The organism is Chryseobacterium sp. VD8 (genome assembly GCF_037149975.1).
Taxonomy (GTDB): domain Bacteria; phylum Bacteroidota; class Bacteroidia; order Flavobacteriales; family Weeksellaceae; genus Chryseobacterium; species Chryseobacterium indicum.
Map to the genome: position 1 here is coordinate 13,274 of NZ_JBBCQL010000006.1, position 15,747 is coordinate 29,020.

Here is a 15,747-nt window from a genome sequence, read left to right on the forward strand (position 1 = left end):
ACTTTTAGAATCACTGGGAAAGTGACTCTTAGATTTAGAGTGAATGACTTAGTTTGCTAAAGTCTCGCAAAGAAATATGCAAGATCAAAGATTTCAATTTCTTGTTTTTGATTATTAATATCATCAATATATATTCTCAAATCACCAACTCTTGTTAAAACACCTTCCATTTCTTTCTTATCGTCATACCAAGAAGTTGAATAAACTACATATAATTCTTTACCAACAACAGTTTCAAAATCAGCTTTTTTTACACTAAAGGGATCAAGAATATATTTATTAAAAATAAATAGAAAGTCAAATTCAAAGTACATATTATCGTAGAACCAATCTTTTACTGAGAGTCTAAGTTTATTACCATGCAAAGAATGATCTATAATATGTTCGTACCCAAAACGATATTCTTTTGGCTTTGGAGCATTAATCCTTAAAAGAACGACTGACTTTTCTTGGAAAATGATTCTGAATGGGCTTTTCTCTACTTGCTTTATAGAATCATGTTTCTTGATAACTGAGCAAAAACAATTGAAATCCTGATCAATTTTTAAATTATTTCTTCTCAAGAATTCAATAATGGAATGTTGCATAACGTAAATTATTAGTTTTTTATAAATTTACAAAAAAAGCCTGAATAGATATTCAGACTTTAGAATGTTTTAAACAGAGTTATGTTTTAGGTGTAGAAGGCTTACTACTTCCTCCACTTGAAGTTTTAGCAGGATTGTTTCCCCTATTTCCTCCAGAAGGATTTCCTGTTTTACTTGGCCAGTTTTTGTTTGAATTACTCATTATTTTAATTTGTTTTAGTGCCTACTACTTTTAACGTCGATGTTGGGCTAGTTTTGACATGATCATGTAATCGAAATACGTGCCAAATGTTAAAAAAAGTTAAAATAAGAAATTATTTTAGGAGCTATCCATTATAATCAAAATCAGCCAATGGATGTTTTACTCTTTCAGCGGTCGGAATTAGAGAATTGAATCTTATTATAACTTTAATTACCTGCTCAATTAGAAGAAGTTGTTCTTTACCAGTAATATTATTAGGTTGGTTTTGAATCAATTCTAATTTAACTTTTGACTTATTTATTACGGAAGTGTTATCTTCAATTTCTAAACTATGATTCGGCTTAGTGTGAATTCCAAAATTGTGCATTGTATTTCGCAAATAGAAAAAATAGATAATCACATCTCTTTCATAAGCTGTAATACCTGCAAAAAAGGAAATCATACTTAATAACTTTTCAAAAGTCTCCTTTATAGAAGTTTTATTAATTGTATTAGCCCTTGCCTCAAAGTGCTTTGCTATAGCTCTAAAGTTGGTTTCAATGGAAATAAACAGAGCATTATAAAAGGCATCTTTAATGAATCCATTAAAATTATGATCTAGATCAACCAGATCATTTTCTACAAATCCTTCCCAAATATTTTCTTGAAGATATTTAATATCACTTAAGTGTGTCGATAATTTAAGAGCAATCAGGTAATTTTGAATGCTTGATGCAATAGCATCCATTGTTATGTTTCTAACATCTTCCAGATCACCGTGATTATTATTAGAAGATGCAAAATTTAGTAATTTCGATACTAGTTCAATCTTTTCGTCAAATTCCATAGATAGTTTTTTAATTTTTATATTTTATTTATTTCAATCCGCTTTACTTCAAATACGAAAGTTATCTGAGTTTTTTGTCTACTAAAGCAAGATATTTCATTCCTGATTGGTCAAAGACATTTTCCGTTTTTTCAATTTTCATCGCGGAATATACAGCATTTGCAAATCCTGGTAATCCCCAAAGCATAGATTTTAAATCTCCGGTGGCTACAATTCCTTGCGTGGCACCAATAATCCCACATACTGATCCGAAAATAATATTTCCTATTTGACTCTCTCCCATTTTTGCGGTTAGCTCACCTTTTCTAATCACCAATTCTCTGATCTTTTCGTTAAATAAATCTGTCCCCTCTATTACTGTGGGATCAAGCACAAGTAATTCAACTCTGCTTGTAAAAGCATCTAACAGATCACCATGCTTCTCCTTGAAGCGCAACATTTTATCTAACTTTATATTTTGTGGAAATGGGATCAAACTTTCTAAAATCGTCTGCCTTTTTTTTTGGTTTTTTAGATTTTTAATACTGTAAAACCTTGACCTTAAATTATCAGTCATAGGAATTCTGTTCGTCTTAGCTCCAATTATGGTAGCTACGAACTTCATTAATTGATCTGCCGTTTTTGTTTCCACTGCATACCAATTTCCCTCTGCTCTACTGGCAAGCCCTAAATTTTCAAGACTATAGAAGACATTATCATCAAACTTATCAGCGTGTATTCTGGCAGAAGAAAACTTCTGAGAATGCACTAAATTCCTTTGACTATTATAGAATCGATTTTGTGCTTTTTCAAGTGAATTTTTATTCTTCTCAATCTCGGTAACGAAAGGTTTTGTTACTTCCCAAGGTTCATCAAATATCTCAATAGGATTTATAGGAACTATCAGAGACATTCTAACAAGCTCCATCATAAACGGGTCATAATTCCGTTCTGGTTGCCAAAGATATTCCTGAGGTACAATCGCAGCAATATCCTTGTAATAAAGAAGAGTTCTTATAGTCCAGTCATTATCCGGTACATTGATATAAGGGTAATATAAAATATCACTCATAGTAATTAGTTTTTAGTTTTTAGTTTTTACAATAATTTGGTTATTCTTTATCTAAGTCATTTCTTTTTTTAACCTGTTCGTCATGATGGTCATTAATTATGGCAAATAAATCTTTCATATTCCAAAGGTTTGTAAACATAAAAGTGGAATTATTAAATCCAGAATTAAAGCGGTTATAGATTCCCTCCGCAATATCAGAAAGTTGCTTTATTTCAGCGAGGCTTTCAACTTCTATCTCACCAAGTTTATCAGGATCGAAGTGAGCATAATAAGAGTCTCGTCTTGCTTTAATTTTCTCAACCAAAAACTCCGCCTGATTAATCTCTTCTCTGGAAATAGCAATAGCATTTTTAATATCTGCTTTATGTTTAAACAGATAGTCATATTCACCTTCACTACCATTTTCAGAAAGCTTACGATTTTTAGTCAGCATCTCTTTGAGTTCTTCGTCAAAATCGCTGTTTTCTAACTTATTCATCAATTTTTTCAGGCTGCGTTTTTCATCCTGAACAAACAGTTTAGACAATGTTAGTGTTGCAAAGGAATAAGCTAGTGCTACATAATGCCCTAAAAAATAACTAAAAGGAGCAATTTTTTCTCTGCTTTCATTATTTTGCTCAATAATCTCGTCAATATTTGAAGTGCAGATAACTAGATCACGAATCATAATTTGGAAATACTGCATAAAGCTATTCAGCTCATCTTTTGTAAAAATATTTTTCATTAAACTAATATAAAAAATTGTTTTTAGTTGTTTCTCCAAACATTTACATCCGTGTAGACAAGCTTTTTCAGCTCATTAAATCGAGTATCATCCAGATCTTTTCCGCAAATGACTTCATGCAAGACCCCCGCGTAATCTTTAATTTCTTGGTTAACAATTTTTGCAACTGTTTCCAGTTGATCTTCTGTAAGATTTATATTTTTATTTTATTATTATCTAGGTTGATAATCTTTAAGGTTTAGTTATAGATTTGTTACAGTATTAAAGAATTTTTTTACAATTTTAGTCCAGCTGCAATACCTAATCCAAAGAATCTTTTTCCTTGATATGCCCAAGCATCTGCATTACTTCCTGTCATAAAATCATATCCATAACTAAAAATAATTCCTATATCATTTCTTGCAATCGTTAAACCTGCTGAAGGAGAAAGAACAAGATTACTTGGATTATAAGTAGTAACAACTTTTTTCTTCAGCGGTTCTTTTCCCAAGCTTGCTGATGAGAATCCGAATGAAGCTCCGGGAGTTACCGACCAGCTGGTACTTGACCTGTGTGAAAAAGTTGTCCAACCCCATGAATATCCAACAGAAAAACCCAAATTAATATTCCCAGTTACGACATTAGCAGAGTACTGATTATTATTATAGTCGACAACTGAAGGTCTAACTTTTACACCTATAGCGTTAATTCCGACAATAACGGTCTGGTAATGCAGAGTAATGCTTCTTGTAGGATCGCCCACTTTATCTCTACTCAATTTCACAAGTTTAAGTTTATTAGGAGTAGCTGCATTAATAATTCTTTCCTGACCGTAACAGGGATCTACTGCGCCTTTAGCATCAGAGCCTCCTTTATCATGCTCTATTTGCCAAGGGTCAATAAATAATTCTCCATCCTTATTGGTTACTAAACATTTAAAAGATTTATTTAAGGCAGGACAAAAACTGTAATTAGTCGTAGTACCGTCAGTAATCACATACCCTTGATCATTTAAATCTTTCAATTTTTCTTTAGAAATGTGATAACGAAATTTGAGTCTGTAGCTGCTAGTTTGTGAATGTAAAAAAGTGATCATGCTGAAAAGCATAAACAATCCCAGAATAATTGTTTTCATGTTTTATTAGTTTTTTGGTTATGAGGTAAATATACAAATATAAGTTCTCAAAATAGAGAAATTTTCATATCCAAATTACGAACTAACTTAATGTTATTAAAATTAAAATATTTCTACTTTTAAACTAATAAATTACAAATACAAAACAATTTTAAAACGAAATAAACATGAACAGACAAAGATTAATCCGAAAATTAAGAATTATTAATCATAAGTTGAATAAAAAATACATTCCAGTAGAGGATAAGCCGTTTGTGAAAATTGCCGAATTAACAGCTATATTGCCTGCACTTGGATTATTTTATTTGTGGCATTATTTTGATTTATTAGGAATTAGCTACTATCGATATTTCAATCTGTCGGACGCAATTGCTGTACTATATGAAAACCTAATGTTAATGATTTTAATTGGAGTGTTATTCTCACCAGGAATCGTCTGTTTGTTGCTGACTGACTTAAAGTCAAGAAGCAAAGGTTTATCAATAATTACATTAATTGTAATTATCGTATTATTAATTTGTGGTTTCGGTGTACTAATCAATATGTACAAATTTGCTACGCCAGTAAATATTGTTTTTATAACAATTATCACTATTTCCAGCTATGTTTACTTTTTTGAAAGTCGAAATCTTGGATTTTGGATGCATTTAGCATTCGCATTTATCTATATGTACGCAACCGCTGCACAGGAAGCAAAGTATATATTAAAAGAAAAACCAAAATTTACAATATACTTAAAGCAACACTCGGAGCAACCAATTCTTACGGAGGAAAGTAGTACAAGGTTCTATCTTTATAAGACTTCTAATTACTATTTTATAAAAGATGAAAAAGAAAATAAAATATTTGGATATTCAATATCAACTCAGGAAGAAACAGTTGTTGTACCACTAACCAGATAGTATTAATGTAATTGTCAGTCCTTCGGATTTTTTTGATCCACTTAAGACTTTGCTCCATGAAGTATTCTTAATATATTTGTGGTAAACAAAAAATAAAAAAAGTATAAGAATAAATAAATCTTAAATACATATAAAAACATTGCGTTAAGCAGTTATTTTCTAAACTCAAATACTGGTACTATAAGAATTCTAAGAAAATGTAACTGCAAGATTCGCCCTTCTGGGGCGTGTTTTGCTGCATTTCTTAGAGGGATTATACCAGTATCCTGAGTTTAGAGTGTCAGTTAATTCACGCTCTTTTTTTATGCCCAAAAACTACAACCAAAAACTAAAAATATAATGAAAATCCCTGAAGTAATATTGGACGGAATCACCGTAATACTACGGTATCAATTTAAAATGACATCCAGTAATATTGCAATAAAAAAACAAAACACAAATTATGCGAAACAGTACAATTTCTATTATACTGCTGTATTTTAGTACAGGATTATCCGCTCAGATTCCAAATCTGCCGACAGGACCAAGTGCATCGACTTCCCCAATTCAAAATTATTCTGAAATATCTTTCAGAAACAATTCTACGTCAAAAAATACGGTATCCATTCCCTCAGTTAATAATTCTTCAAGAAAGTCAGAAATTGAAAGAAGAAACTGGGAAATGCAGCAAAACGATTTTAAAATCGTAGAGAAAGAAAATCGAGAGAAAGAGCAAAAACAGTTTGAACAAAAAGTAAATAATCTAGAAATTTCCGGTTATAATCTGCCATCACTATCAGCTAATTCAGGAACTAACTTCTATTATGATGCCTTGTCTCAACTTAATAATTTAGATCAAAGCAATTATTCATTAGCTGAAGCGAATTTCATTGTTGAAAATGCTTATTCTGAAAGGAAGCTACACTATTCTAATTTCAAAGCCAACATTTCAAAAATAGCTTCTCAGGTTTTGCAAAAAATGAAATCCGGAAAGGTGACCCCAGTCGATAATACTCTGAAAAACATTGCTTTGTTTAAGCATTTCTCAAAGAATTACAAATATGATTTTGATGATTTTATGGGAAAGAAAGAATGGAACAAAATGTTTGTTTCCAAATTACTAAAAACAGGAAAAGGACAATGTCACTCAATGCCTCTACTTTATTTGATGGTAGCAGAATCAATCGGGGCAGATGCTTCATTGGCTATGGCTCCCAATCATACGTATATCCGTTTCAAAGACGATGATAATCAATGGCAGAATATAGAATTGACTAATGGAATCCTTAGTACAAATGCTATGATTTTAGAATCCGGTTACATTGGCTCCGAAGCCTTACTGAATGATGTCTATATGAATAGTTTAAGTAAAAAACAGCTTATGTCATTGTTATATGCAGACTTAGCCAATGGCTATATTCATAAGTACGGAATGGATGAATTTGTCGGAAAAGCATTGGATAAATCTCTTGAACTTTATCCCAATAATATGTATGCTAATTTACTTAAATCAATGTATCAGCAGGCGCGATTTGAATATGTAGCAGCAGAATTAGGAATTCAAAATGTAGAAAATCCTGCAGAACTTGAAAATATAAAATATTTCCCGAAAGGTCTGGAACTTTTAAAAGAAACAAAGATGCAGTTCAACAATATCGACCAGCTCGGATTCAAATTTATGCCAGATGGAGCTTATTCAGAATGGTTGAGCAATATGAACCGTGAAGCCAACAAACAAAGGAGCGAAGAGCTTGCCGAGAAAATTCGTCTTACCAATTTAGAAAAACAGAGAAAAAAGAAGGAAGAAGAACAAAAGAAATTGGAGGAAGAGCGTAGAAAAGCAAAAGAGAAAAAAAGAGAGGAGGAAAAAAATAAACCTAAACCTCTTCTAACATAAAAACATCAAGATGAAAAATCAATATTTTAGAAAATCAATGCAATTTGCTTTGCTTGTAATAGTCTCAATGGTTATTACTGTCAAAGCTCAGCGTAATCAATTTTACGAGGAGGCCTATGCACACATTGACAATATGCTAAGTGGCAAGGAAAAGTATAGTTTTAAGAAAGCTGTCTTAAGTGTTGAGCAGTCTTATTACCAGGGAAAGATTGACACGATAGCGATTAATAATGAACTCAAATTCCTGAAATCATTTGCAGAGCAAATAGTTAAAAGCAGAGAACTGACCTATCAGGGAAATGATAAAGATAAAGTCAGCAAATATGCGGCTCTTTACTCGATCATCTGCCAACCGATACCAGTGATTGTGAAAGACTCTACCATTCAATACAAACCTTTCTCTTACGATTTTACCGACGTCTTTGGTCACGATGATTTACCCAATCTCTTTGTTTCCAAATTACTTGCAACAAAAAAAGGAAATTGCAACTCGATGCCCTATTTGTACAAAATCCTTGCTGAAGAATTGGGAGTTGATGCCAATCTGGCTTTAGCCCCTAATCACGTCTACATCAAGCATAATGTAAAGTCTTTAGGATGGTTTAATACCGAATTGACGAGTGGAATTTTCCCTGAAGATGGTTGGTTAATGGCATCTGGATATATCCATCTGGACGCCATCAGAAACGGTATGTTTATGAAAGCTTTGGATAACAAAGAAAGTTTAGCATTATGCCTATTTGATCTAGCACAAGCTTACAACAGAAGCTTTCCTTCCAACGATGGCGAATTTCTCCTAAAAGTCCTCAATAAAGCTCTCGAAGTTTATCCAAATTTCGCAAAAGCACGCATTCTAAAAGCTGAAACGTATAAAGCCAGATTTCAAAAATTAATGGATAGACAAGATCTAAAGAGTGGGTCTTCAAATAATATCAAACTGGCTTTAGAAAATCCGAAAGCAAAAGAAATATATGATCTGATGGTTCAGGAATACAGTACGCTTTACAAGCTTGGTTACAGACCAATGCCTGAAGGAATGTATTTGGATTGGCTTGTATCTCTGAAAACAGAAAGAAATAAATATGAAAATAAAAAATTAAAAAACAACTTCAAATAACCACGAAAATGAAAAAACTATTTTATGTATTCTTTTTGATAATCGCAGTTTTTCTCAATGCTCAAGTAGAAAAGAATGTTTCAAACAATCCTGAAAAGATTTACGTAAATCCCGTAAAACTTACCAAAGAAGAAAGATTGCGTCCTTATATGGACGAAGTTCTAAAAACGAGGGATACTTTAACACCAGCCGAAGCAGAGCGGAGAAGACAAAACATTGAAGCAGGAAATCCTTTTAAGAAATATGGCTTCTATCCTAAAATTGCTACATTAAGCAAAGGTAAATATTTAGAAGCTCACGACTTAGACAGTATTGTAAGCATTGGATCAGTCCGTTACAATGCAAGAACCAATGAAATTGTTGAATTATTAGATATCAACATAGAAAATGCTGACTCACAACCATATCTTGATACTGCAGGTCGCTGGTTTTCTCCTGATCCACTAAGCGAAGAATACAGACGTTGGTCACCATATAACTACGCAATGAACAATCCATTGCGATTTATTGATCCGGATGGAAGGTCTACCGAAGATGCAGTTGAAGAATCAGAACAATGTTGTCTTTTTGGTATAAGTGGATTAGTGAGATTTATGCCAATCTTTGAAGGTGGCTCAAATGTGAGGCCTAATCCTGTTGTTGAAACAATGACAAAAACTAGTGAAGCAACTACAAAATCTCAGGAACATTTTAACAGAGGTAGGCAGATGGAACCAGAGCAAATAAACAGAATGAATGAAGAAGGACAAAATGTTACAAAGAATACTAAAAATTTTGAAGCAACAGATTCGAAAACAGGTAAAACAGGAGGAACGAGACCTGATGGATTCACCAAAGAAGGAAATCCTGTGGAAATAAAAAATGTAAAAAATCAATCTCTTACAAGACAATTAAGATTTCAGGACAATTTAGTTGATGGAAAAAGGCTAATTTTGAGGATAAACAAGGATGCAAATTTATCAAATCCTTTAAAAGATTCAGGGATTGAAATTCAACCTTATAACCTAACAGGACCAGCTCCTGCAAAAACAGATAACATTAGAGTAAATAACAACCCAGCTCCAAAAATTAAACCTGTCCCAGTAAAAAAAGATCCTTGTGCAGGAATACCAGGTTGTATTTAATTAAAATATTATGGAAGACAAATATATTACAGGCATAAAACAAGTTGTCAAAACTGCTCAAGCATTTTTAAATGAATTTAAAGAGTTTGCTCCATTTGGTTTAATATTTAAAAATAATGAATGGATTGATCTTGGCGCATATGACGAAAACCTTACATCGGATCAAATGAAAAATTTTTTAATTAGTACTATTATAGAAGATTTTAATGAGGGTAACACTGAGTTTGGAGCAGTTTGCGTAGATGCTAAAATTAAAGAAATCGGCGATGTTATTATTATTTACAATACATCAAATGGTAAGGATTGGTTTGAATTAGTTTATAAGTATTATCTCGAAGGAAAGTCGGTTAAAATTATCGAAGAAAATATCGAGTATTAATCCCAATGACATTATTGAAAATGTCTTATAATATTTTTGACTAAAAGATTGGAAATAAGCAGAACAGAAATAGAAGAGAAATTTTTACAACATTCAGTTCAACACGGAGTACTTTATGTAAACGGAGATTATAAAAAAGCAAATAAACTTCACAAAGAATTACATAACCTTTACAACCATGCAAAGGAGCAACGTGAAGAAGAGCTTTTTAGTGAAATGTTGGATAATCCTGACGAATATGTAAAATTGTGGGCGGCCATTTTTACTTTAAAATCAAAACCTGATATAGCTGAGAACATCCTAAAAAAATTATCTACAAATTCGAAAGTAAAAATGACAGCCTCTGCGACTCTTCATTTGTGGAAAGAAGGAAAATTAGAACTATTATTATGAGATTATGAAGAAAATAGTAGACATTGAAACTGCATTAAAAATGTTTGAGGAGGCTTCAATTATTCAAGTAGAATCTACAGAAAATGGTAATTTTAAAGTAGGAAATAAAAATTACGAGAAGGTAATGAATGCAGCTTCATTTCTTAAAAACCAAAATTCAATAGAAAGTTTATTTCAGTTTTTAAACCATCAGCATAAAGGTCCGCGATTATGGTCTGCCTGTTATATCTTACATCTTGATGAAAAGAAAGCGGTCAAAGTTTTAAAAGAAATAATAAAGCAATCGGGAATAATTGGTTCAACAGCTGAAATTACTTTAGACGAGTGGAAAAAAGGAAATCTAACATTTATATAAAATAATTATAGAATCTCAAAAAGAATGGATACTCAAGATTATTTACAAGACCAATTGAAAATTTGTGAAAAGAATTCTCAAATTTCTGATGTAGTAGAGTTAAATACCGTAATTGCATTGGGTCGAAATTTTAATCCCAACATTCAAATAAATGGACTTAGACATCCCCGAACAAAAGGTTTAACTGGTTGGTATATTTGGTCAGGTGAGTTTTCTTATGCAGATGATTTTTTTCAGCCTTCTCACGCCTATCATTTGTTGGAAGATGCTTCTTTTATAATTCAATATCTCGGGCTTCCGGCTGGTAATCGTTTTTTAATAGATAGTAACGGCTACGAGGATATTTGGTATGATGAAAGTTTGTTGGATGTATAATCTTATAACTTTTAATTAATTTCAATCATCAACAATAAAATAACTATGAAAACAAAACTTCTTTTCTTGCTACTAATACAAATTATATTTGTTAGCTGTCAAAAAAAGGTTACTGATTTTAAGCTCGTAAGCTATGATATAAAATCAAACAACGAACTGTCCATTAGTGCTTATACCACTTTGGACAAAGATGGAGTTCTAAATGTTTATCTTGATAGAGAAAGAGATAAAGTATATTATCAATATAAATTAAGCCAGAGTGAACTTGATGAAATCAATAGCTTATCAGATAAAAATTTGGATAAATATGTAATAAAAAAAGCGCTGGATGCAAATCAAGGTTATGCAGGCAGTAGAAATTACTTAAGTTTTAAGGTAAATGGAAAGGAAGACAAAATATGTTTTATTTTACCTTTTATGGATTCTGATTTTAAGAAGGTAATAGATTCGCTGGAAGACAAAATTTATTTGCAGGACGAATCTCAAAGAACTGAAGCATCTCCTATAGATTTCAAAAAAGTAGAAAAAGAAATCATTACACAGAACCAAATTGATAATTATCTTCCAAGCAAGTCATTACCACCTCCTCCGATGCGATAAATTTCATATATTTACAAAAAGCATAAATATGAAAGCAATAAAAATCTACAGTATTGTAGCAACATTGGTAATAGTTGGACTTTCAGTCTGGGTTTACTCAACTAAAAAAGAATTAAAAGAAACAGAAGAAGTTCTTGATCAATGCTCTGATCGGTATTATCAGGAAATTAATAAGTAAAAGAAATCCTAACAAATTAGTTAGGATTTTTTTATTCGTCAATCTTATATTTATTAATATCGAAATCAAAGTCAAAAAGTTCTTTTGGGGTAATACCAAAAGCTGATGACATTTTCAACATCGTTTCTATAGTTGGATTGCCCTTTCCATTTTCAAATTTATTGTAATTGCTTGAATCGAAATTTGAATTCTGCGCAACCTCATCCATTGAGTTATATTTTGTAGCTCGAATCTTTTTCAAATTTTCTGAAAACTCAAGCATAAATAATCTTAAGACTTCTTTGCTATCCATAAATAATGTATTTATGGGCAATTTTGGATTTTTGATTTGAAAATTCGTGGTAATATATTACCATACAATAAATAAAATTACTATATTTGTAAAATAAGTTACAGAATATGTAATTTTGCGATACTTCAAAGAATAATAGAAGCTATTGCTTAGAATCTCAATTCGAAAACTGGTAATTTTAGTATACGAGACGATAAGCAGGAAGCTCACGACCTAGGCGTGGGCTCTCTTATCTGTATACAAGGTATACCAGTACCCCGAATTGGATAATGTAGAGTTCCACGCCGTCTTTTTCCAATGCTGTTCGCTTTTCTACTTCTAAGCACCTTCCAAAAATAGTATCAGATTATATGATACAATGAGGTGTACAACTCATTGCGGCTTTTAAAGCTTTCTCGGGACACAATTTCATTCATATTAAATGGCTTTTAGGTGCCTTGCGGTTAACTAACGACTATCCCCTATCCAAAAGGCACTAAGAAAGTTTTGTTTTCAAATACCTGAATCCAGAAGTAATAATAACTAAAAAATGAAATAAAAAATAATCCTTATAAATAAGAAAGCCCTTCCCTATTCAGTTTGCAGACTTCAGGAAAGAGCTAGGTTTATCAAGGAGTTTAATCAAAAAACCCATACAAAACTATGAAAAAATCCTATTCTAAAATAGGAAGCATTGGTATTGTCTTTTTGTTAACTGCATTATGCAGTAATGCAAAAGCACAAACCAAGACAGTGACCGGAACAGTTACTGTCGGCGAGAATCAGACACCACTTTCTGGAGTCAATGTATCTCAGGAAGGCAGTGATCAAGTTACACAGACCAATTCGAAAGGATTTTACATCTTACAAATAAACGGTGAAAATCCCATCATAATTTTCCGACATCCTGAGTATGCAGAAAAAAGAATTACCGTAAATGGTAAAGCTGTTATTAATCTTTCATTAGATCAGAAAGTACAGGGCATTGAAGAAGTTGTTGTCAATGCCGGATATTATAATGTAAAAGAGAAAGAAAGTACCGGTAGTATTGCAAAAGTTTCAGCGAAGGATATAGAAAATCAGCCTGTGACTAATGTTCTATCTAGTGTTCAGGGACGACTTGCGGGTGTTACTATCACTCAAAATTCAGGAGTTCCCGGAGGTGGTTATGATATTCAAATAAGAGGTAGAAACAGTTTAAGAAACAAGGACAACAGCACAATTGATGGAAATCAGCCACTTTATGTGATCGATGGTGTTCCGATGGGTGGAGAAATGACATCACTCTATTCGACTGTTATTCTACCCGGAAGAAGTCTTAATCCTCTCAACAGCATCAATCCAAACGACATTGAAAAAATTGAAATTTTAAAAGATGCTGATGCAACAGCAATATATGGCTCCCGTGGTGCTAATGGTGTTGTTTTGGTAACTACTAAAAGAGGAAAGTCAAAACGACTGAATTTAAATTTTAATACATCCTATGGATTAAGTACAGTGATTTCTAATCTCAATTTGATTAATACATCAGAATATTTATCTATGAGAAAAAAAGCATTTGAAAATGATGGAATCAGTACTTATCCTGCAACGGCTTATGATATCAATGGAACTTGGAATCAAGATAGATATACAAACTGGCCGGATAAATTAGTTGGGAACACAGCAGCTTTGTCAAACACACAATTATCATTAAATGGCGGTGGAGAAACAACCAATTTTTTATTGAGCCTTTCAAATAATGAGCAGACCACTGTTTTTGGGGAAGACTTTAAATACAAAAGCAAAAACATTTCCAGCCATATCTCGCATCGATCTGCAGACAATAAATTTCAGATGAATATTGCCAATAGTTTTTCAATTCAGAAAAACAATGTCATTAGAACAGATATTACGAGGCAGGCGTACAATTTAGTTCCAAATGCACCTGAGCTTTACAATTCTGAAGGTGGATTAAACTGGCAGAATAATACATTTGCCAATCCTGTGGCAGCCTACAATAGCACCTATACAAATGAAAACAAGCAATTTCTTAATAGTATTACAACACAGTATGAGGTTTATAAAAACTTATTGCTAAAGCTTAATGGTGGATTTAACTACCAGACATTTGAAGAACTTTCGTTACAGCCCAATACAATTTATAATCCGGCTTATGCTGCGGGTCAGTCAAGCGCAACTTCGACAGCATCTAAGAATAATCAGGACAGATTTTCTTTCATCATTGAACCACAAATTAACTGGAATTACCAATCTGAACATCATAAAATCGATGCTTTGGCGGGAGGAACATTTCAAAGAGAGACAAACGAACAAGGGTCAATTGTAGGTGTAGGCTTTGAAAGTAATGCTTTTATAACAAATATCGGTGCTGCAAGAACAAAAACAGTTTCAGACCAAATCACAAATGAATACAGATACGCCGCATTTTTTGGGAGGCTTAATTATCAATATTTAAATAAATATATAATTAATCTGACTGGCAGACGTGATGGAAGCAGTCGCTTTGGTCCAAATAAAAAGTTTGCCAATTTTGCAGCAGTTGGAGGAGCTTGGTTATTTAAAAAAGAAAAATTTGCCGAAAATCTAGAATGGTTAAGTTTTGGAAAGCTTCGCGGAAGTTATGGTACTGCAGGTAGTGACAACATTGGAGACTATCAATATTTAGATACTTATACTGTCTCATCATCATATATCTATAATTCAGTTACAGGATTGATTCCGTCAAGACTCTATAATGGTAACTATAGTTGGGAAAAAACTAAAAAGCTAGAAGTTGCTTTAGAACTTGGGCTCTTCAAAGACCATATTAATATTACGACAGCTTGGTATAGAAATCTTTCTTCAAATCAATTGGTGGGCTACCAGCTGCCTTCAATCACTGGCTTTACAAGTGTATTGGCAAATCTTGATGCTACGGTCGAAAACAAAGGATGGGAATTTGAGTTGGCAGCTCAGCCACTAAAAACAGGGTCTCTTAAATGGGATACTAATTTCAACATTAGTTTTCCAACAAACAAATTAGTTTCATTTCCGGGACTGGAAGGTTCAACGTATGCCAATCAATTTATCATTGGGCAATCTACTTCAATTATCAAATTGTATCAACTTGAAGGTATCGATCCTAAAACAGGAAAATACAGTTTTACTGATTTCAATGGAGATGGAAAGATATCTTCACCTGAAGATAACAAAGTTGCTCAGGACATAAGTGTAAAGTTCTTCGGTGGGTGGTCGAACAGTTTCAGATATAAAAATTGGGACGTTTCATTTTTGTTTCAGTTCGTTAAGCAAAAAAACAGAAATTACAACAGTATTATAACTGTTCCTGGCAGTATGAATAATCAGCCAGTCGAAGTTTTAGATGTCTGGTCAACGGACAACCCTACTGGTACATATATGCCATATACTTCCGGAGTAAACACGCTCCACACATTTTTTCAAAACAGTACAGCATCAGTGTCGGACGCATCATTTATCAGATTAAAAAATGTACAATTGGGATATCAGATTCCATTAAAAAACAGCGTCTTCAGAAATGTCAAAATATACATTCAAGGACAAAATCTTCTCACGGTAACCAAATATTTTGGTGTTGATCCTGAGTTTTTAGCACTGGGCTATCTGCCACCTCTGAAAACATACTCTTTTGGGTTACAGTTCAATCTTTAAA

18 protein-coding genes are annotated in these 15,747 nt (G+C 32.7%); 11 read left to right on the forward strand and 7 right to left on the reverse strand.

All coding sequences use genetic code 11. The features are described 5' to 3' along the window. Window positions 1-56: 56 nt before the first annotated feature. The 6 genes from WFK35_RS01375 to WFK35_RS01400 all read right to left on the reverse strand — a co-directional run bounded on the left by WFK35_RS01375 (window position 57) and on the right by WFK35_RS01400 (window position 4,504). Complete coding sequence (locus WFK35_RS01375) at window positions 57-587, reverse strand: hypothetical protein (RefSeq protein WP_002977352.1); 531 nt, start codon at window positions 585-587, stop codon at window positions 57-59. Window positions 588-666: 79 nt separating this feature from the next. Further along, entirely contained in the window at window positions 667-789 is a 123-nt protein-coding gene (locus WFK35_RS01380; protein WP_336731022.1) for a hypothetical protein, read from the reverse strand. Window positions 790-913: 124 nt separating this feature from the next. Next, window positions 914-1,615 (reverse strand): hypothetical protein, encoded by a 702-nt coding sequence (locus tag WFK35_RS01385; protein WP_002977350.1) that lies wholly within the window; start codon window positions 1,613-1,615, stop codon window positions 914-916. Window positions 1,616-1,676: 61 nt separating this feature from the next. Continuing rightward, window positions 1,677-2,666 (reverse strand): hypothetical protein, encoded by a 990-nt coding sequence (locus tag WFK35_RS01390; RefSeq protein WP_002977349.1) that lies wholly within the window; start codon window positions 2,664-2,666, stop codon window positions 1,677-1,679. Window positions 2,667-2,706: 40 nt separating this feature from the next. Beyond that, window positions 2,707-3,390, reverse strand: coding sequence for an AbiU2 domain-containing protein (locus WFK35_RS01395; protein ID WP_002977348.1), 684 nt, complete (start codon window positions 3,388-3,390; stop codon window positions 2,707-2,709). 274 nt (window positions 3,391-3,664) lie between these two features. Next, window positions 3,665-4,504 carry a hypothetical protein gene (locus WFK35_RS01400; RefSeq protein WP_002977347.1) on the reverse strand — a complete coding sequence of 280 codons (840 nt, stop codon included), beginning with the start codon at window positions 4,502-4,504 and terminating at the stop codon, window positions 3,665-3,667. Between the two features lie 167 nt (window positions 4,505-4,671). Here WFK35_RS01400 and WFK35_RS01405 point away from each other — a divergent pair, with 167 nt between their 5' ends. The 10 genes from WFK35_RS01405 to WFK35_RS01450 all read left to right on the forward strand — a co-directional run bounded on the left by WFK35_RS01405 (window position 4,672) and on the right by WFK35_RS01450 (window position 11,803). Next, complete coding sequence (locus WFK35_RS01405) at window positions 4,672-5,406, forward strand: hypothetical protein (protein ID WP_002977346.1); 735 nt, start codon at window positions 4,672-4,674, stop codon at window positions 5,404-5,406. Window positions 5,407-5,848: 442 nt separating this feature from the next. Next, the gene (locus WFK35_RS01410) at window positions 5,849-7,282 is read left to right on the forward strand and encodes a transglutaminase family protein (RefSeq protein WP_027383737.1); all 1,434 of its coding nucleotides are present in this window, start codon (window positions 5,849-5,851) and stop codon (window positions 7,280-7,282) included. Between the two features lie 67 nt (window positions 7,283-7,349). Beyond that, window positions 7,350-8,399: a hypothetical protein gene (locus WFK35_RS01415; RefSeq protein WP_336731023.1), complete on the forward strand. Its 1,050-nt coding sequence runs from the start codon at window positions 7,350-7,352 to the stop codon at window positions 8,397-8,399. A gap of 8 nt (window positions 8,400-8,407) precedes the next feature. Then, window positions 8,408-9,523: an RHS repeat-associated core domain-containing protein gene (locus WFK35_RS01420; RefSeq protein WP_002977342.1), complete on the forward strand. Its 1,116-nt coding sequence runs from the start codon at window positions 8,408-8,410 to the stop codon at window positions 9,521-9,523. Between the two features lie 10 nt (window positions 9,524-9,533). After that, complete coding sequence (locus tag WFK35_RS01425) at window positions 9,534-9,902, forward strand: hypothetical protein (protein WP_002977341.1); 369 nt, start codon at window positions 9,534-9,536, stop codon at window positions 9,900-9,902. 36 nt (window positions 9,903-9,938) lie between these two features. After that, a complete protein-coding gene (locus tag WFK35_RS01430; RefSeq protein WP_002977340.1) occupies window positions 9,939-10,295 on the forward strand; it encodes a hypothetical protein in 357 nt (118 codons plus the stop codon). Window positions 10,296-10,299: 4 nt separating this feature from the next. After that, entirely contained in the window at window positions 10,300-10,650 is a 351-nt protein-coding gene (locus WFK35_RS01435) for a hypothetical protein (RefSeq protein WP_002977339.1), read from the forward strand. A gap of 24 nt (window positions 10,651-10,674) precedes the next feature. Then, entirely contained in the window at window positions 10,675-11,025 is a 351-nt protein-coding gene (locus WFK35_RS01440) for an immunity protein Imm33 domain-containing protein (RefSeq protein WP_002977338.1), read from the forward strand. A 45-nt stretch (window positions 11,026-11,070) separates the two neighbouring features. Then, the gene (locus WFK35_RS01445; RefSeq protein WP_002977337.1) at window positions 11,071-11,625 is read left to right on the forward strand and encodes a hypothetical protein; all 555 of its coding nucleotides are present in this window, start codon (window positions 11,071-11,073) and stop codon (window positions 11,623-11,625) included. A 28-nt stretch (window positions 11,626-11,653) separates the two neighbouring features. Then, entirely contained in the window at window positions 11,654-11,803 is a 150-nt protein-coding gene (locus tag WFK35_RS01450) for a hypothetical protein (protein WP_002977336.1), read from the forward strand. 31 nt (window positions 11,804-11,834) lie between these two features. On the opposite strand, the gene WFK35_RS01455 is transcribed toward WFK35_RS01450, so the two are convergent. Then, window positions 11,835-12,095 carry a helix-turn-helix domain-containing protein gene (locus WFK35_RS01455; protein ID WP_002977335.1) on the reverse strand — a complete coding sequence of 87 codons (261 nt, stop codon included), beginning with the start codon at window positions 12,093-12,095 and terminating at the stop codon, window positions 11,835-11,837. A 642-nt stretch (window positions 12,096-12,737) separates the two neighbouring features. On the opposite strand from WFK35_RS01455, the gene WFK35_RS01460 reads away from it, so the two are divergent. Then, window positions 12,738-15,746, forward strand: coding sequence for a SusC/RagA family TonB-linked outer membrane protein (locus WFK35_RS01460; RefSeq protein WP_336731025.1), 3,009 nt, complete (start codon window positions 12,738-12,740; stop codon window positions 15,744-15,746). Window position 15,747 lies beyond the last annotated feature (1 nt).